A 21,385-nucleotide genomic window follows, 5' to 3' on the forward strand; every position below is an offset into this window, starting at 1 on the left:
GAGGAGAGAAGTGCATGACGCAAGTCACGGTGAAAGAACTGGCCCAAGAGGTCGAGGCACCGGTAGAGCGCCTGCTGCAGCAGATGCGTGAGGCAGGTCTGCCGCACACCGACGCCGGTCAGGTAGTGACCGACAATGAGAAGCAGGTTCTGCTGACTCATCTGAAAAGCAGCCACAAGAGCAAGGCGGAAGAGCCACGCAAGATTACCTTGCAGCGCAAGACCACCAGCACCCTGCGTGTCGCCGGTAGTAAGAGCATCAGCGTAGAAGTACGCAAGAAGAAAGTATTCGTACAGCGTAGCCCGGAAGAGATCCAGGCCGAGCAGAAGCGTGAGGCTGAAGAGCGCCGTGCTGCGGAAAACGCTGCGCGTGAGAAGGTCGAGGCCGAGACTCGCCAGCGCAACGAAGAGCAGGCTCGCCGTCAGGCCGCCGAAGCTCCGGTTGCAGCGACTGCTCCACGTGCCGAGCCGGCTCCGGTTGCTGCCGAGCCTGTCGTGGCCGACGCCCCGGTGTCCGACGACGCCGCTGTACGTGCCGCCGAGCGCAAGAAGGACGAAAACCGTCGCAACGAAAACCGCACCCGTGACGACGACCGTCGTGGCGCCGGTGGTGAGCGTCGCGGTGAAGCCCCTCGCGTTTCGATCAAGGTCAAGGTCAAGGAGAAGGAAAAGGCTCCGACTCCGCGCGCTGCACCGCGCACCACTGACGAAGAGAGCGATGGCGCACGTCGTGGCCGTGGCGGCAAGAGCAAACTGAAGAAGCGTAACCAGCACGGTTTCCAGAGCCCGACCGGCCCAGTCATCCGTGACGTCAGCATCGGCGAGACCATCACCGTCTCCGAGCTGGCTCAGCAGATGTCGGTCAAGGCTGCCGAAGTCGTCAAGTTCATGTTCAAGCTGGGTACTCCGGTCACCATCAACCAGGTGCTCGACCAGGAGACCGCTCAACTGGTCGCCGAAGAGCTGGGCCACAAGGTCACCCTGGTCAGCGATACCGCCCTGGAAGATTCCCTGGCCGAATCGCTGAAGTTCGAAGGTGAAGTCGAGTCCCGTGCGCCGGTCGTGACCGTCATGGGCCACGTCGACCACGGCAAGACTTCGCTGCTCGACTACATCCGTCGTGCCAAGGTTGCCGCTGGCGAAGCCGGTGGTATCACCCAGCACATCGGTGCCTACCACGTGGAAACCGACCGCGGCATGGTCACCTTCCTCGACACCCCAGGCCACGCTGCGTTTACGCAAATGCGTGCCCGTGGTGCCAAGGCGACCGACATCGTCATCCTGGTGGTGGCGGCGGACGACGGCGTGATGCCACAGACCCGTGAGGCGGTTCAGCACGCGAAAGCTGCTGGTGTTCCGCTGGTGGTCGCAGTGAACAAGATCGACAAGCCGGGTGCCGACCTCGATCGCATCCGCAACGAACTGGCCGTCGAAGGCGTGACCTCCGAGGACTGGGGTGGTGACACTCCGTTCGTCAAGGTTTCGGCGAAGATGGGTACCGGTGTCGACGAACTGCTCGAAGCTGTCCTGCTGCAGGCCGAGATTCTCGAACTGACCGCTACCCCGACCGCACCTGGTCGTGGCGTTGTCGTCGAGTCGCGTCTGGACAAGGGCCGTGGTCCGGTAGCCACCATCCTGGTTCAGGACGGCACGCTGCGTCAGGGCGACATGGTTCTGGTCGGCTCCAACTATGGCCGCGTACGTGCCATGCTCGACGAGAACGGCAAGCCTGTGAAGGAAGCCGGCCCGTCGATCCCGGTCGAGATCCTCGGCCTGGATGGCACTCCGGAAGCCGGTGACGAGCTGTCCGTGGTCGCTGACGAGAAGAAGGCACGTGAAGTCGCCCTGTTCCGTCAAGGCAAGTACCGCGAGGTCAAGCTGGCCCGTGCTCACGCAGGCAAGCTGGAAAACATCTTCGAGACCATGGGTCAGGAAGAGAAGAAGACCCTCAACATCGTCCTCAAGACCGACGTGCGCGGCTCTCTGGAAGCACTCCAGGGCTCGCTCGGCGGCCTGGGCAACGACGAAGTTCAGGTACGCGTCATCGGTGGCGGCGTCGGTGGTATCACCGAGAGCGATGCCAACCTGGCGCTGGCTTCGAATGCAGTACTGTTCGGCTTCAACGTGCGTGCCGATGCCGGTGCGCGCAAGATCGTCGAGCAGGAAGGTCTGGATATGCGTTACTACAACGTGATCTACGACATCATCGAAGACGTCAAGAAAGCACTGACCGGCATGCTCGGCAGCGATGTTCGCGAGAACATCCTGGGTGTCGCCGAAGTGCGTGATGTGTTCCGTTCGCCGAAGTTCGGCGCCATCGCTGGCTGTATGGTCATCGAAGGTACCGTGTACCGCAACCGTCCGATCCGCGTACTGCGCGAGGACGTCGTGATCTTCGAAGGCGAGCTGGAATCGCTGCGTCGCTTCAAGGACGACGCCGCCGAAGTGCGTAACGGCATGGAGTGCGGTATCGGCGTGAAGAGCTACAACGACGTCAAGGTCGGCGACAAGATCGAAGTCTTCGAGAAAGTCCAGGTTGCCCGTACCCTGTAAGGGATGGGCGCGGCCCAGGCCCCGTCGCAAGGCGGCTGGCTGGGCCTCTGAAGGTAACGCCCGGTCAGGCACACCCGCCTGACCGGGCGTTTGCCGCTTTAAGATACAGGTAGCAAAAATGGCAAAAGAATATAGCCGTACCCAACGCATCGGCGATCAGATGCAGCGCGAGCTGGCCGAGCTGATCCGCCGTGAAGTCAAGGATCCACGCGTGGGCCTGGTGACCATCACCGCGGTCGACGTCAGCCGTGATCTTGGCCACGCCAAGGTCTTCATCACCGTGATGGGCCAGGACGACGCCGACGCAGTCCCCCAGACCCTCAAGGCGCTCAACAGTGCCGCCAGTTTCCTGCGCCTGCACCTCGGCCGGGCGATGCAACTGCGCAGTGTTCCACAACTGCATTTCCACTTCGATGAAAGTGTCAGCCGGGGTGTTCATCTCTCGGCACTGATCGAGCGTGCGGTGGCCGAAGATCGCCTGCACAAGGATGCTGACGAGCTGGACACCAAGGAGTAAGCGGTGGCCCAGGTCAAACGTATCCGTCGTAACGTCAGTGGTATCATCCTGCTCGACAAGCCCTTGGGGTTCACCTCCAATGCAGCCTTGCAGAAAGTCCGCTGGCTGCTCAATGCAGAAAAGGCCGGCCATACCGGCAGCCTCGACCCACTGGCCACCGGTGTGTTGCCGCTGTGCTTTGGTGAGGCGACCAAGTTTTCGCAGTACCTGCTCGATTCCGACAAGGGCTACGAAACCGTCATGCAGCTGGGGCAGACTACCAGCACAGCGGACGCCGAAGGCGAGGTGCTGCAGACTCGCGAGGTGACCGTTGGTCGCGCTGATATCGAAGCCGCGATCCCGCGTTTTCGCGGTGAAATCCGCCAGGTGCCGCCGATGTACTCGGCGCTCAAGCGTGACGGCCAGCCGCTTTACAAATTGGCGCGTGCAGGAGAGGTAGTGGAGCGCGAGGCGCGTTCTGTTACTATTAACCGCTTGGAGTTGCTCGAGTGCGAAGGCACCCGTGCGCGCCTCTCGGTCGGCTGCAGCAAAGGCACCTATATCCGCACGCTGGTCGAGGATATCGGTGAGGTGCTGGGCTGTGGTGCCTATGTCGCAGAACTGCGTCGCACCCAGGCCGGGCCTTTCGCCCTGGCACAGACCGTGACGCTCGAGGAGCTCGAGCAGGCGCATGCCGAAGGTGGCAACGAAGCACTCGATCGCTTCCTCATGCCGTCCGACAGCGGGCTGCAGGACTGGCCGCTGGTGCTGTTGTCCGAGCACAGCGCGTTCTACTGGCTGCACGGTCAGGCAGTGCGAGCACCGGACGCGCCGCAGTTCGGCATGGTCCGGGTACAGGATCACAATGGCCGTTTCATCGGTATCGGTGAAGTGAGCGAAGACGGGCGCATTGCGCCGCGTCGACTGATTCGGTCGGAATGACCGAAACCACAGGGCAGGGCTTCGGTCATGCGCTGTGGAACCGAGGATGGCTGTCAGTAGGCACGGTCAGACCTCTTTTTATTAATACAGGGATTTCAGTCCCTGGCCTATTGGACCCCGCTTGCGGGATCCGTTTATCAGGAGAAGCCAAATGGCCCTCAGCGTTGAAGAAAAAGCTCAGATCGTTGCCGATTACCAGCAAGCCGCCGGCGATACCGGTAGCCCGGAAGTGCAGGTTGCTCTGCTGACCGCCAACATCAACAAGCTGCAAGGCCACTTCAAGGCCAACGAAAAAGACCACCACTCCCGTCGTGGTCTGATCCGTATGGTCAACCAGCGTCGTAAGCTGCTGGATTACCTGAAGGGCAAAGACACCACTCGTTACAGCGCCCTGATCGGTCGCCTGGGCCTGCGTCGCTAATAGCGGCCTGGCAGTGGTGTGCATGGCGTGTCGCATGCTTGGGGAGCGCTGCTTGTCAGCGCTACCCTTGGACACGCCACGCGTATCTCCGAGGTTGGCAGCCTGATGCCGTCGAGCGATTTTTTCGCAAGACGCCCAGGCTCCCAGCCTCGTGTTGTATCTGGACGGTCAACGGAGTCGACACTCCCTTCCGCCCAAGAATTCGCAAGATCCCAGTTTTCCCAGTTCCCCCAAGAGCCACTGAAAAGGTAGGAAACCGTGAACCCGGTAATCAAGACGTTCCAGTTCGGTCAATCGACCGTCACTCTCGAAACGGGCCGCATTGCCCGTCAGGCCACCGGCGCCGTGCTGGTCACCGTCGACAACGATGTCACCGTGCTGGTGACCGTGGTCGGTGCCAAGCAAGCTGATCCAGGCAAGGGCTTCTTCCCGCTGTCCGTGCACTATCAGGAAAAGACCTACGCCGCTGGCAAGATCCCTGGCGGTTTCTTCAAGCGTGAAGGCCGTCCTTCCGAGAAAGAAACCCTGACCTCGCGTCTGATCGACCGTCCGATCCGCCCGCTCTTCCCCGAAGGCTTCATGAACGAAGTGCAGGTCGTCTGCACCGTGGTTTCCACCAGCAAGAAGACCGATCCGGACATCGCTGCGATGATCGGTACCTCGGCTGCCCTGGCCATCTCCGGCATTCCGTTCGAAGGCCCGATCGGCGCTGCCCGCGTTGCCTTCCACGAAAGCACCGGCTACCTGCTGAACCCGACCTACGAGCAACTGGCTGCCTCGAGCCTGGACATGGTCGTTGCCGGTACCTCCGACGCCGTACTGATGGTCGAATCGGAAGCCCAGGAGCTGACCGAAGACCAGATGCTGGGCGCCGTGCTGTTCGCCCACGACGAATTCCAGGCTGTGATCCAGGCCGTCAAGGAACTGGCCGCCGAAGCCGGCAAGCCAACCTGGGACTGGAAACCTGCCGTCGCCAACACCGCACTGTTCGACGCTATCCGCGCCGAGTTCGGTGAAGCCGTATCCCAGGGCTACACCATCACCGTCAAGGCCGACCGCTACGCGCGCCTGGGCGAGCTGCGCGACCAGGCCGTCGCCAAGTTCTCCGGTGAAGAAGGCCAGCCATCGGCGAGCGAAGTCAAAGACATCTTCGGCGAAATCGAGTACCGCACCGTTCGCGAAAACATCGTCAACGGCAAACCGCGTATCGACGGTCGTGACACCAAGACCGTGCGTCCGCTGAACATCGAAGTCGGTGTTCTGCCTAAGACCCACGGTTCGGCGCTGTTCACCCGTGGCGAAACCCAGGCCCTGGTGGTTGCCACCCTCGGCACCGCCCGTGACGCCCAGCTGCTGGACACCCTCGAAGGCGAGAAGAAAGACCCCTTCATGCTGCACTACAACTTCCCGCCGTTCTCGGTAGGCGAGTGTGGTCGCATGGGCGGTGCTGGCCGTCGTGAAATCGGTCACGGCCGTCTGGCACGTCGCTCGGTCCAGGCCATGCTGCCTGCTGCCGACGTATTCCCGTACACCATCCGTGTCGTTTCGGAAATCACCGAATCCAACGGTTCGAGCTCCATGGCTTCGGTCTGCGGCGCTTCCCTGGCCCTGATGGACGCTGGCGTTCCAATGAAGGCGCCGGTTGCCGGTATCGCCATGGGCCTGGTCAAGGAAGGCGAGAAATTCGCGATCCTGACCGACATCCTGGGTGATGAAGACCACCTGGGCGACATGGACTTCAAGGTTGCCGGTACCGCCAAAGGCGTGACCGCGCTGCAGATGGACATCAAGATCAACGGCATCACCGAAGAGATCATGGAGATCGCCCTGGGCCAGGCCCTGGAAGCGCGCCTGAACATCCTCGGCCAGATGAACCAGATCATCGGTCAGTCGCGTACCGAACTGTCGGCCAACGCCCCGACCATGATCGCGATGAAGATCGACACCGACAAGATCCGTGACGTCATCGGTAAAGGCGGCGCCACCATCCGCGCCATCTGTGAAGAAACCAAGGCCTCGATCGACATCGAAGACGACGGCTCGATCAAGATCTTCGGCGAAACCAAGGAAGCGGCAGATGCTGCCAAGCAGCGCATCCTGGGCATCACCGCAGAAGCCGAGATCGGCAAGATCTACGTCGGCAAGGTCGAGCGTATCGTCGACTTCGGCGCCTTCGTCAACATCCTGCCTGGCAAGGACGGTCTGGTGCACATCTCCATGCTCAGCGATGCGCGTGTAGAGAAGGTCACCGACGTGCTGAAAGAAGGTCAGGAAGTCGAAGTACTGGTACTGGACGTGGACAACCGCGGCCGTATCAAACTGTCGATCAAGGACGTCGCCGCTGCCAAGGCATCGGGTGTCTAAGCCTTATCGGCCCTGATGAAAAGGACCTCTTCGGAGGTCCTTTTTTTATGTGCGCAGAAAAACCTGTCGGACTTGCATCTTGCATGCAGGTTTTTCGCCGGGCTTGCAAATTGCACGACACCAACAAGATGAATGTTTTCGTAAGTCATTGTTTTTAAAGGAATCAAGCGAAGCGGAAAAACTGGCACAGCCCCTGCAACTACCTTCATACCTGCAGCCAGGAACCACGGCGCAGATCTTTCGAATAAACAGGAGTGACCCACATGAAGAAGTTTGCCATTGCTGCCGCTACTGCTACCGCCCTGACTCTGTCGATGGCTAACGGCGCATTCGCCGCAGAGGCTACCCAAGCTCCAGTGATGCTGGCTTCCAACCAACCGGTGGCCGATGCCAAGCAAGAAACCTCGGACACCTGGATCACCACCAAGGTCAAGGCTGATCTGCTGACTGAAAAAGGCATCCCGGGCAGCGATATCAAAGTTGAAACCAGCCACGGTGTTGTCTCCCTGTCTTCGGACACGAAGGTCACCCCATCGCAGAAAGAAACCGCGGTGAACATCACCAAGAAGATCAAAGGCGTGAAAGACGTAACTGCTGAAGCGCTGAAAACCGAATAAGGATTGTCCCGTCGGTCAGAAGGATCTGGCCACCCAAAGAGAAAGCCCCGGCATCTGCCGGGGCTTTCTCTTTGCGCATCTGAAATCGTTCAGGGATTACTCTGCGTCAAGATGCATCGGGGTGATCACTCGCCCGTCGCTTTCGGCCTGCCCCAGGGTGGTATCGATGAAGTACACCCGGTCATCCTCCAACTTGCCCTTGTCTACCAGGTAGTCCTTGATGCTGCTCGCCCGATCCTGGCCGAGGTTGCGCAGCAAGACCGCGCTTTCGGCCCAGGATTTGATCACCGCCTCGCGCAGCTTGGTGGTGCGTTCGTCGCGGCTGAGCTTCTCCCATTCCGCAGGTGGCTGCTGCTTGAGACGGGTGCGGTAGATGCCCTCGAGCATGGCCGGCTTGTCGCTGCCGTCGACCACCAGCATCGAGGCATTGGCCGGCACCTTGTCGCCGCGACGCTGCAGGATCTTGTACCAGGTCGTCTGGTACTCGCGCTCCAGGCGTTGCTGGGCGATCAATGGGCCGTCGCTGCTCTGCGCGCTCGTACCTTCGATCTCCAGGCGCAGTTCCGGCCGCTGTTGCAGGGCCGAGGCCAGCTTGTCCAGGGCCGACTGGGCCTCGCTGCTGAGGTCGCTGGAACCGGGAGCAAAGGATACGTTGCCCAGATCTTCCGAACCGCCCCCGGCAATCAACCCGCCGATGAACTTGAACGGCGCCTGCGCTGCACGCAGCACCAGGTTGCGCAGGGTCTGCCAGACGATCGGCATGACGCTGAACTGCGGGTTGTTGAGATCGCCCGTGACAGGCAGCTCGATGGAGATCTTGCCCTCGGTATCCTTGAGCAACGCGACAGCGAGGCGAATAGGCAGGTCGACGGCATCGGGGCTGTCGACTTTTTCACCCAGTTGCAGTTGCTCCACCACGACCTTGTTCTCGGCCTTGAGCTGACCCTTGGTGATCACATAGTGCAGGTCGAGATTCAGGCGTCCCTTGCGGATCCGGAACCCGGCGAACTTGCCGGAGTAGGGCGTCAGGGTGGTCAGTTCGACGCGCTTGAAGCTGGTGGCGATGTCGAGGCTGGCCATCGGGTCGAACGGATTCAATGCGCCCTTGATGGTCACCGGCGCGTAGCGATCAACCTTGCCTTTGACGTCAACCTTCGCCGGCAGCGGCTTGCGGTTGTCGATGGTGCCGATCTGGCCGTTCAACTGTTGCACGGCGGTGGCGAAGTTGGGCGTCAGTGTCAGGTCGGCGAAGTTGGCCGAGCCATCGTTGATATCGATCTGGCCGATTCGGATGCCCAGCGGCTTTTCATTGCTGGCTGTGGCCGGTTTCGCTTGGCTGGCGGCTGGTCCGTCAGCAGGTTGCGGGATGAGAAGGTCGTCGACACTGGTGGTGCGGTCTTCGTTGATGATGAAGCGCGCGTAGGGCTGCAACAGGGTGATCTTGTCGATCGACAGGGCATCGCCGTGCACATAGGACAGCCCATCGACGTTCACCTGCTGCCATTTCACGAAGTCGCGCCCCTTGATCGTGTCGAGGGTGTGCAGTTGGTTGACCTGGGCCTTGCCCGCCACGCTGAAGGCCAGTGGCTCGGTGCCCTTGAGATCGACCTTGAGATCGCTGGCGAGCATGCCGCTGCGCAGCTCCAGGCGAATGAACGGGCTGATGTAGGCCTGGGCTACGCGCAGGTCGATGTCGCGGGTACTGACGTCCAGCTTGGCGGTGACCGGTGCCAGGTTGACCTGGCCGGCAGCCTGCAGCTTGCCTTGGCGGCCAACGCCGGTGTCGAGCTTGAGCGTGAAGGGCGACTTGTTGAGGCTGTCAAAGCCTTGCATGTCCAGGTTGAGCGGCCCGACATCGAGCGCTACGGGCTCTTTCTGGCTGCGGTCGGCCAGGTGAATCATGTAGTTGCGTGCCTGAACATCCTTGAGCAGTACCTGCCAGGGTTTGCTGGGCTGCTTGGCGGCGTTCTCCTCAGGGGGCGGCGCTGCGGTGGCGGGCTCGGCCTTTTCCTTGGGGGTGGCTTTGGCGGGCTGACTGGCGAAGAGTTTCTGCCAGTCGAGCTGGCCGTCACGTTCGAGGGCCGCCCAGGTTTCGAGTTTTTCGCTGCGGATCTTGCCGACGGTCACCAACTGCTTGGCCAGGTCGATGGAGGTTTCGCTGACCTCAAGGCTGGCCAGGCGCGCCAGCGGGCGGCCGTCGGGCGCCTTGATGGCGAAGGGCGCGACGCGCACGGAGGCGTTATCGAGCAGCAGCTCGGTTTCCTTGGACAGGTTCAGTTTGTAGTGGGTATCGAGGCTGAGCACGCCGTCTTCCAGCACCAGCGGTACGGCATCACGTACGTAGGGCCAGAACAGCTTCATCTTGCTGTCGGTGATCTTCAGCGTGCCTTCGGAGGTGATGGGCGACAGGCTCAGGTTGCCGCTCCAGTCGATACGCCCGCCGTTGGGGCCGTTGGCGACCAGCGTCATGTCGGCGCTGTCGTCCGGCAAGGTGCTGAGGTTCTTCAGTTCGAGGTTCATCGAGTCGTAGAGGAACTCGATGGGTTCGCTCGGGCGCAGGTCCTGGAAGTGCAGGTAGCCTTCGTTGAGCTTGATGCTGGCGATCCGCAGCGGGAACGGATCGCTCGGCGGCTCGTCCGGTTTTGGCTCGCTCGGCGGCAGCTTGAACAGCTGACTGAGGTTGAGGCTGCCGTCCTTGGCGAACAGCAGCTCGGTACGCGGCTTGTCCAGCTCTACCGCGTCCAGGTGCAGGGCGCCGCTCCATAGGCTGTCGAGCGAGAGGTTGGCGTAGAGGCGTTCGAAGGCCACCTGCTCCTTGCCCGGCTCGCCGATCTGCAGGCTCCACAACGTCAGCTCGAGGCTGAACGGGTTGAACTCGATACGCTGCAGGTGCGCCGGCGCGGTGGCGTACTGCGCCAGTTGCTGGTTGGCGATGCGCAGGCCCACACCGGGAAGAATGAAGAAGCCAAGCAGGCTGTACAGGGCCACGATGGCCAGCAAGGCGCCAATGGCGCGATTCAATCCTTTGGGCATGTGCGGCGTCGTCTGTCTCGAGCGGAGGTGCTTGGAGTATGGCACGTCAAATCAGTTCCGATACATCGGAGAACTCTTAGAGCAAGCCCATCCGCCGCCGGGCGCGGTGCGCCGAACCGTCACGCATGGCCCAGCGCAACACGGGCGCTGTACGCTCCACGCCCAGGCGCACCATGCGACGCTGCAGGGGGCCTTGGTGCAGATTGAGCAGGGCGCTGGCCCAATCGGGCAACAGGTCGATACCTGCGTGCAGCATCAGCTTGCCCACAGGCTCTGCCAGGCGACTGGGCGCCGGGGCTTCGAGCAGGATGTCGACCACTTCCAGGCTGCGAGCATCACAAAGCAGTTGTGCGCGCATGTGCTGCAGGTAGTCGTCCACCTGGCGGCATGAGCGCGGGACGTTGCGGGCGCCCAGGCGTTCGGCGATCAAGGCGATCTCGTCGTAGTAGGCGTCCTGGTCGGCCACTGACAATCGCGGGTTGCGGTAGCGCAGGTGAGCGGCGAGAAAACTGCTGACCTCGGCCACGTGTACCCAGGTCAGCAGGTCCGGGTCGCTGGCGGCGTAATGACGCCCATCGGGAGCGGTGCCGACCACCTTGAGGTGGATGGTGCGGACCTTTTCGATCAGCCATTCGGCATCTCGGGTCGAGCCGAAGGTGGTGCCTGAGATGAACTGGCTGGTGCGGCGCAGTCGGCCGAGCAGGTCTTCGCGAAAATTCGAGTGATCCCAGACCCCGGCCAGTGCCAGCGGATGCAACAGTTGCAGCATCAGTGCGCTGATGCCGCCGATCAGCATGCTGGGGAAATCACCATGTACTTGCCAACTGACGCTTTGCGGGCCGAACAGGCCCGGGTCGCCTTTGGGGGACTCCAGGTCGAGCTGGCCGAGGGCCAGCCCGGTAAGGCTCATGACCTGGGTTTCGATGCGGCGACGTAAGGCTTCCATGGCGACCTGTGCTGGCCGCTTGGCGGCCGTCTATTGGTTGAGGCGTGTGTCGATGAGGCCCTGGACCACGCTGGGATCGGCGAGGGTCGAGGTATCGCCGAGGTTGTCCAGCTCGTTGCAGGCGATCTTGCGCAGTATACGCCGCATGATCTTGCCCGAGCGGGTCTTGGGCAAGGCCGGTGCCCACTGGATCAACTCGGGTTTGGCGAAACTGCCGATCTCTTTGCTGACCAACGCCAGCAGCTCGGCCTTGAGCGCATCGTTTGGGGTGATGCCATTCATCGTGGTGACGAAGGCATACACGCCCTGGCCCTTGAGGTCGTGGGGGTAGCCGACCACCGCAGCCTCGGCGATGCTGTCATGCAGCACCAGCGCACTCTCCACCTCGGCGGTGCCGATGCGATGGCCGGATACGTTGATCACATCGTCGATACGCCCGGTGATCCAGTAGTCGCCGTCGGCATCGCGGCGTGCGCCATCACCGGTGAAGTAGTAGCCGGGCATGGGCTTGAAGTAGGTGTCGACCATCCGCTGGTGATCAGCATAGACGCTGCGGATCTGCCCGGGCCAACTGGCCTTGATCGCCAGCAGGCCGGCGCCGGGGCCTTCGATCAGCTTGCCTTTTTCGTCCAGCAGCACCGGTTGCACACCGAACATCGGTTGCGTGGCGCAGCCGGGCTTGAGACGTGGTGTTCCGGGCAGCGGGGTGAGCATGATGCCGCCGGTTTCGGTCTGCCACCAGGTGTCGACGATGGGGCAGCGCTTTTGCCCGACGGCTTCGAAATACCATTCCCAGGCTTCAGGGTTGATCGGCTCGCCGACGCTACCGAGCAGGCGCAGGCTCTCGCGCGAGGTGCCCTGCAACGGTTTGTTGCCTTCGCGCATCAAGGCGCGCAGCGCTGTGGGCGCGGTGTAGAAGATGTTCACCTGGTGTTTGTCGACCACTTGCCAGAAGCGCGAGGTGTCCGGGTAGTTGGGCACGCCTTCGAACATCAGCGAGATGGCACCGTTGGCCAGCGGGCCATAGACAATATAGCTGTGGCCAGTGACCCAGCCGACGTCGGCTGTGCACCAGAAGACTTCGCCGTCGCGGTAATCGAATACCACCTTGAACGTCATCGTCGCCTGCAGCAGGTAACCTGCCGTGCTGTGCAGCACGCCCTTGGGTTTGCCAGTACTGCCGGAGGTGTAGAGGATGAACAGCGGGTCTTCGGCGGCCATTGGTTCGGGGGCGCAGTCGTCGCCTGCGCGCTCGGTGGCCTCGTGGTACCAGAGGTCGCGTCCTTCGCTCCAGGCCACATCACCCCCGGTGCGCTTGACCACCAGCACGCTGCTGACATTCGGGCAACTGGCCAGGGCTTTGTCGACGTTCTGCTTGAGAGGGATGCGTTTGCCGCCACGCACGCCTTCGTCGGCAGTGATCACCGTGCGACAGTCGGCATCGAGGATGCGGTCGCGCAGGGCATCGGGGGAGAAGCCGCCGAACACCACCGAATGAATGGCGCCGATTCGCGTGCAGGCGAGCATGGCGTAGGCGGCTTCGGGGATCATCGGCATGTAGATGCAGACCCGGTCGCCTTTCTTCACGCCGCGTGCTTTCAGGGCGTTGGCCAGGCGACAGACCTGGCGATGCAGTTCGCGGTAGGTGATCGGTTTGGCGTCTTTCGGGTCGTCGCCTTCCCAGAGCAGGGCGGTCTGCTCGCCACGCTTGTCGAGATGACGGTCGATGCAGTTGTAGCTGACGTTGAGCTGGGCGCCCTCGAACCAGCGTGCGGTGCCGGTCTTGAGGTCGCACTGTTGCACGCTCGACCAGGGTTTTATCCAGTCCAGGCGCCTGGCCTGCTCGGCCCAGAAGGTATCGGGGTCATCCACCGACTGGCGGTAGAGGCGGCGGTAATCTGCGTCGGAGAGTTCGGCGGCCTGGCTGACGGCCAGGGCCTGGGGGTAGTTGCGGATATCGAACATGGCGGGTTGTCCTGCTCTTGTCGGAGGGACTTCAACGGCTATTCGATGGACAGTGTAGCTGGAACTGTTGTTCAACCTGTGCTGGCCTCTTCGCGGGCGAGCCCGCTCCTACAAGGGCCCGTAGGAGCGGGCTCGCCCGCGAATGCAGCCTTCAGGTCAGCCGCGATGACGGCCGCGGAAGTAGTTGATCAGGCCCTGGGTCGAGCCATCTTCAGCGCTGTCTTCCAGGCTGCCGACCAGGCGCTGGTACACGCCCTTGCCCAGCTCCTTGCCCAGCTCCACGCCCCACTGGTCGAAGGCGTTGATGCCCCAGACCACGCTCTGCACGAAGACCTTGTGCTCGTACATGGCCACCAGCGCGCCGAGGCGGCGTGGGCTGATGCGCTCGACCACCAGGGTGTTGCTCGGGCGGTTGCCCGGGATCACCTTGTGTGGTGCCAGCTTTTCGATATCTGCTTCGTTCAGGCCCTTGGCGCGCAGCTCGGTCTCGGCTTCCTCGCGGGTCTTGCCGAGCATCAGCGCCTGGCTCTGCGACAGGCAGTTGGCATACAGCCACTGGTGATGGTCGGCCACCGGGTTGAAGCTCACCACTGGCACGATGAAGTCGGCCGGGATCATCTGGGTGCCTTGGTGCAGCAACTGGTGATAGGCGTGCTGGCCGTTGCAACCAACGCCGCCCCAGATCACCGGGCCGGTCTCGGTTTTCACCGGGGAGCCGTCGGTCAGTACACTCTTGCCGTTGGACTCCATGTCCAGCTGTTGCAGGTGCTTGGTGATGTTACGCAGGTAGTGGTCGTACGGCAGGATCGCGTGGCTGCTGGCATTCCAGAAGTTGCCATACCACACGCCGAGCAGCGCCAGCAGGACTGGCATGTTCTTCTCGAACGGCGCGGTCTGGAAATGCTGGTCCATGGTGTAGGCGCCGGACAGCAGTTCCTTGAAGTTGGCAGTACCGATGGCCAGGGCGATCGGCAGGCCAATGGCCGACCACAGCGAGTAGCGCCCGCCCACCCAATCCCACATCGGGAAGATGTTTTCTTCACGAATGCCGAAGGCCACGGCGGCGGCCTTGTTGCTGGAGACTGCGATGAAGTGGCGATAGAGCTCGGCTTCCGAGCCGCCCTGGGCCAGGTACCAGGTGCGCGCAGCCATGGCGTTCTTCAGGGTTTCGAGGGTGTTGAACGACTTCGACGAGACGATGAACAGGGTGGTTTCGGCGCGCAGGTTGGCCGACAGTTCGTGGAACTCGCTGCCGTCGATGTTGGCCAGGTAGTGGCAGCGCACGCCGCGCTGGGCGTAAGGCAGCAGGGCCTCGGAGACCAGTTCGGGGCCGAGGAAGGAGCCGCCGATGCCGATGTTGACCACGTCGGTGATCGGTTTTTCGCTGTAGCCGCGCCACAGGCCGTCGTGGATGCGTCCGACCAGTTCGGTGATCTGGTTGAGGACCTTGTGCACTTCGGGCATCACATTGACACCACCGACATTCAGCTTGTCACCGACCGGGCGGCGCAAGGCCGTGTGCAGCACCGGACGGCCTTCGGAGCCGTTGATGATCTCGCCGCTGAACATCGACTTGATGGCGTCAGCCAGACCGACTTCCTGAGCCAGTTCGACGAGCAGCTCACGGGTCTTTTCGTTGATCAGGTTCTTCGAGTAGTCGAGGAACAGGCCGCAGCTGCTGAGCGAAAACTGCTCGAAGCGCTTGGGGTCGGCGGCGAAGGCGTCGCGCATGCTGAAGCCCTGCATGGCATCGCGGTGTTGCTGAAGCTCCTGCCAGGCGGGCAGGGCCGTCACATCGTGGGGAGTGCGGTAATACGCCATTGCGGATGGTTTCCTTCGGGCATGGTCAGGCTTTGACACTGGCAGGCTTTGCCAGTTGCAGGAGAGGCCCATTATAGGCATTGGCCGGTCGGCGGGAATGGGGCGGGCGGGCGGGGCGTGAAATATTTGCGTGGGGTTGTCAGTGCTGGCCTAAACGCGGGACGAGCCCGCTCCCACAGGTACAACGCCGTATTCAGTGGCGGCGCTGTACCTGCGGGGGCGCCGCGATCAGGCGGTCTTTTCGTCCAGGTGCAAGTACAGGTTGTCGATCAGCCGAGTGCTACCCAGATACGCCGCCCCCAGGATCACCAGGTCACGATCGTCGGCTTGCGCCGGTTTCAGGCTGACGGCATGACGCACTTCCAGGTAGTCCGGGCGGAACCCGGCGGCTGTCAGCTGCGCCTGGCCTTCAGCCAGCAGCGTCAGATAATCGCGCTGACCCCGCCGGACCGCCTCGGCCAACAGGCTCAGCACTTTGTATAGCATCGGTGCCGCAGCGCGTTGTTCAGCGCTCAGATAACCGTTGCGCGACGACAGCGCCAACCCATCCTCAGCCCGCACGGTCGGCTCGCCGATGATCTGGATCGGCATGTTCAGGTCTCGCACCATGGCGCGGATGACCGCCAGCTGCTGGTAGTCCTTTTCGCCGAACACGGCCAGATCCGGCTGGACCATGTTGAACAGCTTGCTGACCACAGTCGCCACACCCTCGAAGTGCCCGGGGCGGCTGGCGCCACACAGGCCTTCGGACAGTTGCGGCACGCTCACCCGGGTCTGCACGGTCATGCCGTCGGGGTACATCTCTTCGACAGTAGGCGCGAACAGCAGATGGCAACCGGCCTGCAACAGGGTTTCCTGATCGGCAGCGAGGGTGCGTGGGTATTTGTCGAGGTCTTCGCCTGCGCCGAACTGCAGCGGGTTGACGAAGATGCTGGCAACCACGAAGTCGGCGCGCTGGGCGGCCTTGGTCACCAGGGCGGCGTGGCCGCTGTGCAGGTTGCCCATGGTCGGGACGAAGGCGATACGCTTGCCTTCGCCCCGGGCGCGTGCCACGGCGGCGCGCAGTTCGCGGACAGTCTTGACGGTATTCATGCGCTGAACCCGTGTTCGGGGGCCGGGAAGCTCACATCTTTGACCTGCTTGACGTAGGCCGCCAGGGCGCTCTGGATATCGGGCTGGCCGGCCATGAAGTTCTTCACGAACTTCGGTACGCGGCCGCTGAGGGACAAGCCCAGCATGTCGTGCAGCACCAGTACCTGGCCATCGGTACCACTGCCGGCACCGATACCGATCACTGGAATGCTCACCGCCTGGGAAATCTCCGTGGCCAGCTCGCTGGGCACGCATTCGAGCAGCAGCATGGCGGCGCCAGCCTGCTCGAGGGCGATGGCATCGGCGCGCATCTGTTGCGCCTGGGCTTCCTGGCGACCCTGGACCTTGTAGCCACCGAGCACGTTGACGGTCTGCGGGGTCAGGCCCATGTGCGCGCACACCGGCACGCCGCGGTCGGCCAGCAGGCGGATGGTCTCGGCCAACCAGGCTGCGCCCTCGACCTTGATCATGTGCGCTCCGGCGCGCATCAGCTTGGCGCAGTTGACGAACGACTGCTCGAGCGTGGCATGGGCCATGAAGGGCAGGTCGGCCAGGATCAGTGCACCGTCGTTGCCGCGTTTGACGCAGGCGGTGTGGTAGGCCATGTCGTCGGTGGTGACGGGCAGGGTGCTGTCATGGCCCTGCAGGACCATGCCGAGCGAATCGCCAACCAGCAGCACCTCGACGCCGGCCTGGCTGGCGGCCTTGGCGAAGGTGGCGTCGTAGCAGGTCAGCATGGTGATTTTCTCACCCTTGGCCTTCAGGCCATGCAGGGTGGTCAGGGTTACTTCAGGCATGTAGCGAAATCCTCGTTCAGGCGCTGTGAAAAACGACTGCGTACAACGCGTGTATTCATCTTCCGGAGCGGCACATCATCGTGCGTGATGTTCGGGTCACAGGGCTGTCCGGGCCTAAATGGGTGTGATGCGGCATACGGGCGCCGCGGGACGCCTATAGTCGTGAGCGATGGGGGGGAAGTCAATGACCCTGTTACCGCATTGTTACGCTCAGGGTGTTACTGGCGTTACCGATGGCTGAAACGCCCGGATTACAAGCGTTCCAGCCCGACGAACGGGCAGTCCTGGAGCAGTTGCGCGAGGCTGCGGCCATCGGCCAGATGGAAGTCTTCAGGGACCAGCTCGGCCAGCGGATAAAGCACGAAGGGACGGGCATGCAGGTGGTAATGCGGCACTTTCAGACGTGGCACATCAATGACCTGGTCGCCGAACAGCAGCACATCCAGGTCGAGTGTACGCGGGCCCCAGCGCTCCTTGCGCACCCGGCCCTGATCGTTCTCGATGCCCTGCAGGGCATCGAGCAGCGCCAGCGGCGCCAGCTCGGTGTCGAGCGCTGCGACCGCATTGGTGTAGCGAGGCTGGCCGGGCAGCAGGGAGTCACTGGTGTACAACGCCGAAGCGGCCACCAGGTGCGTCCCGGCGATCTGGTCCAGCGCCTGGAGGGCGCTGCGCAGTTGCTCGGCGGGGGCGTCCAGGTTGCTGCCCAGGCCAATATAGGCGCGTACCGGCATGCTCAGTCGAAGGCCTCGTCGCCACCGGCCTTGCGCTTGCTATTGCTGCGCTTGCGTTTGCGCGGGGCCGGCCCCGAACCTTCGTCACGGCTGCCCAGCTCGCGGATCATGTCGCGGCGTTCGCTGTCGTGGGCGTCCTGGTAGTCGGTCCACCACTGGCCGAGATCGTCGGTTTCCTCACCGGCACTTTCGCGCAGCAGCAGGAAGTCGTAGCCGGCGCGGAAGCGCGGGTTGTCCAGGAGCATGTCGGCGCGTTTGCCGCTGCGCCGTGGCAGGCGCTCCTGCATGTCCCAGATCTCGCGGATCGGCAGGGTGAAGCGCTTGGGAATAGCAATGCGCTGGCACTGTTCGGCGATCAGGTCGTGGGCGGCTTCGTTCATTGCCGGGATCGGCGGCACGCCCTGGCTTTGCAGGTACAGGGCACGTGCTGGCAGGGCAGGCCACAGCAACGCGGCGAACAGGAAGGCCGGGGTCACCGGTTTGCCCTGCTTGACGCGCAGGTCGGTGTTGGCCAGCGCCTGGCTGATCAGGGTGTGGGTGTAGTTCGGGCGTTCATCCAGGGCGTGGGCGCTGGCCGGGAACAGGGGTTCGAACAACTCGAGGTCGACCAGCATTTCGAAGGCGATCGCCCCCTGGCCGGACAGGAACAGCTTGAGCACTTCCTCGAACAGGCGCGCCGGCGGGATTTCGCGCAGCAGCTTGGCCAGTTCGCGGATAGGCTGGACGGTGTGCTTCTCGATGCCGAAGTCGAGCTTGGCGGCGAAACGCACCGCGCGCAGCATGCGCACCGGGTCTTCCTGGTAACGGTGGGTCGGATCGCCGATCAGGCGCAGCAGGCGATTGCGGATATCGTGGACGCCATTGGCATAGTCCAGGACGCGCTCGCTGACCGGGTCGTAGTACAGGGCGTTGATGGTGAAGTCGCGACGCTGGGCATCGTCTTCGAGGGTGCCGTAGACGTTGTCACGCAGGATTCGCCCGCTGGCATTGTGCGACGAACGGTGGCTGTCACCCTGGTCATCTTCGCTGTGATGAGCGCGGAAGGTGGCGACTTCGATGATTTCGCGGCCGAAATGGATGTGGACCAGCTTGAAGCGCCGGCCAATGATCCTGGCATTGCGGAATTCGGCACGCACCTGTTCGGGCGTGGCGCTGGTGGCGACATCGAAGTCCTTGGGGGTGATGCCCAGCAGGAGGTCGCGCACGCAGCCGCCGACCAGGTAGGCCTGGTAGCCGGCGCCCTGCAGGCGCTCGACGATGCTCACGGCGTGGCGGCTGAACTGGCTGCGCTGCAGCGAGTGTTGGCTCTTGTTGATCACTTCAGGCGTGGTGCGCCTGTGGTGTTGACCACGGATGGGAGGACGGAACGACTGGAACAGCTTCTTCAGCATGGGATGCACTGTTTGAAGGAATGTTCGGCCAAGACTAGGAGAATGGCCGCATGATGGCGGGGGATTCTAGCATTTACTGGCGGAATGGTGTAGGCGGTGCCGAAAGGCGATTAAGGCGGGGAGAAACGACATGGGGAGCCTAGGCTCCCCATCAAGTCGTTGCGTGCTCTTATTGTTTTTTTGTCGGGCTTCTTGTTTTTGTTGAGTGCCCTGTCCACACAGCTTGAAGCGTGTGGACGACCCCAGATTCAGGGGTGAAGAGCAAACGGATTGCTTTGGTCGCTGATGCTATGCTGATCAATCGATCCAACCAGTTCAGGCGCTGCTTTAGTGCAGTTTTTGTTGTTCTCTGCCTGGTTGTGGGGCAAGCCCCAAACACAACTCCTCTCCAAAAGAATCAGTTAGCTGCGCCTCCGCCGTCTTGTTCTTGTTGTGCGTGAGCCGTTTCGTCTTGTTCTTATTCTGAGTAGCAGTGCTTGTTATTGTTCTTGTACGAAAGATATAGCAGGTGGCGTGCCAACTTTCGCAAACCCAATTAAATCAATGGGTTGCGGATTTTCGGGCCGCGCGCAAGGCGGGAAAATGTAGAAATTTCGTTACCGTATGCCTCGATTTGTTACGTCGCGGACGGTTGAGGTAACAGATTTTTCACGGTAACCGGGTGTTACCTGCTGAAGGGGCGGGGTGTGGTAGGGCTCACCGTGGGCAAGCCCCTGAACGCAAAGCGCCGACCCAGGGTCGGCGCTGTAGAGCTATGGACGTATCAGTTCTCGCTGGCGACGTTGCTTTTGCGCCGTGGAATACCCAGGCGCTGGCGACGCTCCCACAGGCACTTGCGGCTTACACCCAGCTTGCGGGCCAGTTCCGTCTCGGTCATGTGGTCCTGGTGTTCGAGGACGAAGTGCTGGAAGTAGTCTTCCAGCGACAGGTCTTCCGTCGGCTCGTGGCTGGCGTTGTTACCACCGACACCTGCGACCATCGGCAGGCTGTCGGGGAGGTCGTCGTCTTCCAGGCCGCTCAGTTCGATGTCGATGCCCAGCAGGTCGGCGGATATTTCCGGGCTTTCGCTGAGAATGACCGCGCGCTCGACGGCGTTCTCCAACTCGCGGACGTTACCCGGCCAGCTGTAGTGGCGGATGGCTTGCTCGGCATCGCTGGAGAAATGCAGGTCGTCACGGCCGATGCGCGCGCTCTGCCGGGCGAGGAAGGCGTTGGCAATCTCGTTGACGTCGCTGCCGCGCTCGCGCAAGGCGGGCAGTTTGAGGGCGATGACGTGCAGACGGTAATAAAGGTCTTCGCGGAACTGGCCGGACTTGGCCAGGTTTTTCAGGTCGCGGTGGGTCGCAGCGATCAGGCGCACATCGACCTTTTGCGACTGCACCGAGCCGACCCGACGAATCTCGCCTTCCTGCAGCACACGCAGCAGTCGAGCCTGAGCCTCCAGCGGCAGTTCGCCGATCTCGTCGAGGAACAGGGTGCCGCCGTCCGCTGCCTCGACCAGGCCGGCACGGCCAGCGCTGGCGCCGGTGAACGCGCCTTTCTCGTGGCCGAACAGCTCGGATTCGATCAGCGTTTCCGGAATGGCCGCACAGTTCACCGAGATCATCGGGGCCTTGGCGCGTCGCGAAAGGTTGTGCAGGGCGCGGGCGACCAACTCCTTGCCGGTGCCGGATTCGCCCTGGATCAGGACGTTGGAGTCAGTCGGAGCGACCTTGCGGATCTTGCTGTACAGGTCCTGCATGGGGGGGCAGGAGCCAATGATACCGATTTCGCCGTTGGCCGAGGCGCCGCTCTGCTTGTCTGCGCCTGGTGCCTTGCCGTTGCTGCGCACTTCGGCCGCGGCCGCAGTGGCGACCGGGGCATTCTGCCGGTCGCGCAGGATGCGCGCGACAGCCTGGAGCATCTCGTCATGGTCGAAAGGCTTGGCGATGTAGTCCACCGCGCCCATTTTCATCGAGTCGACCGCCGAGCGCAGGCTGGCGTAGCTGGTCATGATCAGCACCGGCGTGCCCTGGCCGAGCTTGATCAGCTCGGTGCCCGGTGCTCCGGGCAGGCGCAGGTCGCTGACGATCAGGTCGAAGGTGGCAATGCTGAAGCGTTCCTGGGCTTCCTGCACCGAGCCGGCTTCGCTGACCTGGTACTGGTTCCGCTCGAGCAGACGACGCAGGGCCGAACGGATGATGGTTTCGTCTTCGACGATCAGAATGTGCGGCATTG

At 62.5% G+C, this 21,385-nt stretch carries 15 protein-coding genes; 6 read left to right on the forward strand and 9 right to left on the reverse strand.

What is annotated here, in order from left to right:
* Window positions 1–14 precede the first annotated feature (14 nt).
* The 6 genes from infB (at window position 15) to ACK3BK_RS03770 (ending at window position 7,392) form a co-directional block, all read left to right on the forward strand.
* Entirely contained in the window at window positions 15–2,552 is a 2,538-nt protein-coding gene (gene infB, locus ACK3BK_RS03745; RefSeq protein WP_186669413.1) for a translation initiation factor IF-2, read from the forward strand.
* A gap of 118 nt (window positions 2,553–2,670) precedes the next feature.
* Window positions 2,671–3,069, forward strand: coding sequence for a 30S ribosome-binding factor RbfA (rbfA, locus tag ACK3BK_RS03750; protein WP_054892610.1), 399 nt, complete (start codon window positions 2,671–2,673; stop codon window positions 3,067–3,069).
* A gap of 3 nt (window positions 3,070–3,072) precedes the next feature.
* On the forward strand, window positions 3,073–3,990 hold the full coding sequence (gene truB / locus ACK3BK_RS03755) for a tRNA pseudouridine(55) synthase TruB (protein WP_065861581.1): 918 nt from the start codon (window positions 3,073–3,075) through the stop codon (window positions 3,988–3,990).
* Between the two features lie 151 nt (window positions 3,991–4,141).
* Window positions 4,142–4,411 (forward strand): 30S ribosomal protein S15, encoded by a 270-nt coding sequence (gene rpsO / locus ACK3BK_RS03760; RefSeq protein ID WP_029613930.1) that lies wholly within the window; start codon window positions 4,142–4,144, stop codon window positions 4,409–4,411.
* 258 nt (window positions 4,412–4,669) lie between these two features.
* Window positions 4,670–6,775 carry a polyribonucleotide nucleotidyltransferase gene (gene pnp, locus ACK3BK_RS03765; RefSeq protein WP_411383750.1) on the forward strand — a complete coding sequence of 702 codons (2,106 nt, stop codon included), beginning with the start codon at window positions 4,670–4,672 and terminating at the stop codon, window positions 6,773–6,775.
* Between the two features lie 263 nt (window positions 6,776–7,038).
* A complete protein-coding gene (locus tag ACK3BK_RS03770; RefSeq protein WP_054892607.1) occupies window positions 7,039–7,392 on the forward strand; it encodes a BON domain-containing protein in 354 nt (117 codons plus the stop codon).
* Window positions 7,393–7,488: 96 nt separating this feature from the next.
* Here the strand turns inward: ACK3BK_RS03770 and ACK3BK_RS03775 are convergent, their stop codons facing one another.
* From ACK3BK_RS03775 to ACK3BK_RS03815, 9 genes are all read right to left on the reverse strand, one after another.
* Window positions 7,489–10,425 carry a DUF748 domain-containing protein gene (locus tag ACK3BK_RS03775; protein WP_411383751.1) on the reverse strand — a complete coding sequence of 979 codons (2,937 nt, stop codon included), beginning with the start codon at window positions 10,423–10,425 and terminating at the stop codon, window positions 7,489–7,491.
* Between the two features lie 76 nt (window positions 10,426–10,501).
* The gene (locus ACK3BK_RS03780; protein WP_411383752.1) at window positions 10,502–11,371 is read right to left on the reverse strand and encodes an oxygenase MpaB family protein; all 870 of its coding nucleotides are present in this window, start codon (window positions 11,369–11,371) and stop codon (window positions 10,502–10,504) included.
* A 30-nt stretch (window positions 11,372–11,401) separates the two neighbouring features.
* Complete coding sequence (gene acs, locus ACK3BK_RS03785) at window positions 11,402–13,336, reverse strand: acetate--CoA ligase (RefSeq protein WP_411383753.1); 1,935 nt, start codon at window positions 13,334–13,336, stop codon at window positions 11,402–11,404.
* A 156-nt stretch (window positions 13,337–13,492) separates the two neighbouring features.
* Window positions 13,493–15,157 (reverse strand): glucose-6-phosphate isomerase, encoded by a 1,665-nt coding sequence (gene pgi, locus ACK3BK_RS03790; RefSeq protein WP_186720386.1) that lies wholly within the window; start codon window positions 15,155–15,157, stop codon window positions 13,493–13,495.
* 228 nt (window positions 15,158–15,385) lie between these two features.
* Window positions 15,386–16,249, reverse strand: coding sequence for a pantoate--beta-alanine ligase (gene panC, locus ACK3BK_RS03795; protein ID WP_186670414.1), 864 nt, complete (start codon window positions 16,247–16,249; stop codon window positions 15,386–15,388).
* Entirely contained in the window at window positions 16,246–17,046 is an 801-nt protein-coding gene (panB, locus tag ACK3BK_RS03800; protein ID WP_186670412.1) for a 3-methyl-2-oxobutanoate hydroxymethyltransferase, read from the reverse strand. The genes panC and panB overlap by 4 nt, the downstream gene beginning before the upstream one ends.
* A 251-nt stretch (window positions 17,047–17,297) precedes the next feature.
* On the reverse strand, window positions 17,298–17,777 hold the full coding sequence (gene folK / locus ACK3BK_RS03805; RefSeq protein ID WP_186670410.1) for a 2-amino-4-hydroxy-6-hydroxymethyldihydropteridine diphosphokinase: 480 nt from the start codon (window positions 17,775–17,777) through the stop codon (window positions 17,298–17,300).
* A gap of 2 nt (window positions 17,778–17,779) precedes the next feature.
* A complete protein-coding gene (locus ACK3BK_RS03810) occupies window positions 17,780–19,168 on the reverse strand; it encodes a polynucleotide adenylyltransferase PcnB (protein WP_186670408.1) in 1,389 nt (462 codons plus the stop codon).
* 763 nt (window positions 19,169–19,931) lie between these two features.
* A complete protein-coding gene (locus tag ACK3BK_RS03815; protein WP_186670407.1) occupies window positions 19,932–21,383 on the reverse strand; it encodes a sigma-54-dependent transcriptional regulator in 1,452 nt (483 codons plus the stop codon).
* Between the last annotated feature and the right edge of the window lie 2 nt (window positions 21,384–21,385).

This window comes from Pseudomonas sp. L7, assembly GCF_046605565.1.
GTDB classification, from domain to species: domain Bacteria; phylum Pseudomonadota; class Gammaproteobacteria; order Pseudomonadales; family Pseudomonadaceae; genus Aquipseudomonas; species Aquipseudomonas wayambapalatensis.

Coding starts and splice junctions, on each gene's coding strand:
- infB (WP_186669413.1), top strand. CDS start 15: ATGACGCAAGTCACGGTGAAAGAACTGGCCCAAGAGGTCGAGGCACCG.
- rbfA (WP_054892610.1), top strand. CDS start 2,671: ATGGCAAAAGAATATAGCCGTACCCAACGCATCGGCGATCAGATGCAG.
- rpsO (WP_029613930.1), top strand. CDS start 4,142: ATGGCCCTCAGCGTTGAAGAAAAAGCTCAGATCGTTGCCGATTACCAG.
- ACK3BK_RS03770 (WP_054892607.1), top strand. CDS start 7,039: ATGAAGAAGTTTGCCATTGCTGCCGCTACTGCTACCGCCCTGACTCTG.
- ACK3BK_RS03775 (WP_411383751.1), bottom strand. CDS start 10,425: ATGCCCAAAGGATTGAATCGCGCCATTGGCGCCTTGCTGGCCATCGTG.
- ACK3BK_RS03780 (WP_411383752.1), bottom strand. CDS start 11,371: ATGGAAGCCTTACGTCGCCGCATCGAAACCCAGGTCATGAGCCTTACC.
- acs (WP_411383753.1), bottom strand. CDS start 13,336: ATGTTCGATATCCGCAACTACCCCCAGGCCCTGGCCGTCAGCCAGGCC.
- pgi (WP_186720386.1), bottom strand. CDS start 15,157: ATGGCGTATTACCGCACTCCCCACGATGTGACGGCCCTGCCCGCCTGG.
- panC (WP_186670414.1), bottom strand. CDS start 16,249: ATGAATACCGTCAAGACTGTCCGCGAACTGCGCGCCGCCGTGGCACGC.
- panB (WP_186670412.1), bottom strand. CDS start 17,046: ATGCCTGAAGTAACCCTGACCACCCTGCATGGCCTGAAGGCCAAGGGT.
- folK (WP_186670410.1), bottom strand. CDS start 17,777: ATGCCGGTACGCGCCTATATTGGCCTGGGCAGCAACCTGGACGCCCCC.
- ACK3BK_RS03810 (WP_186670408.1), bottom strand. CDS start 19,168: ATGCTGAAGAAGCTGTTCCAGTCGTTCCGTCCTCCCATCCGTGGTCAA.
- ACK3BK_RS03815 (WP_186670407.1), bottom strand. CDS start 21,383: ATGCCGCACATTCTGATCGTCGAAGACGAAACCATCATCCGTTCGGCC.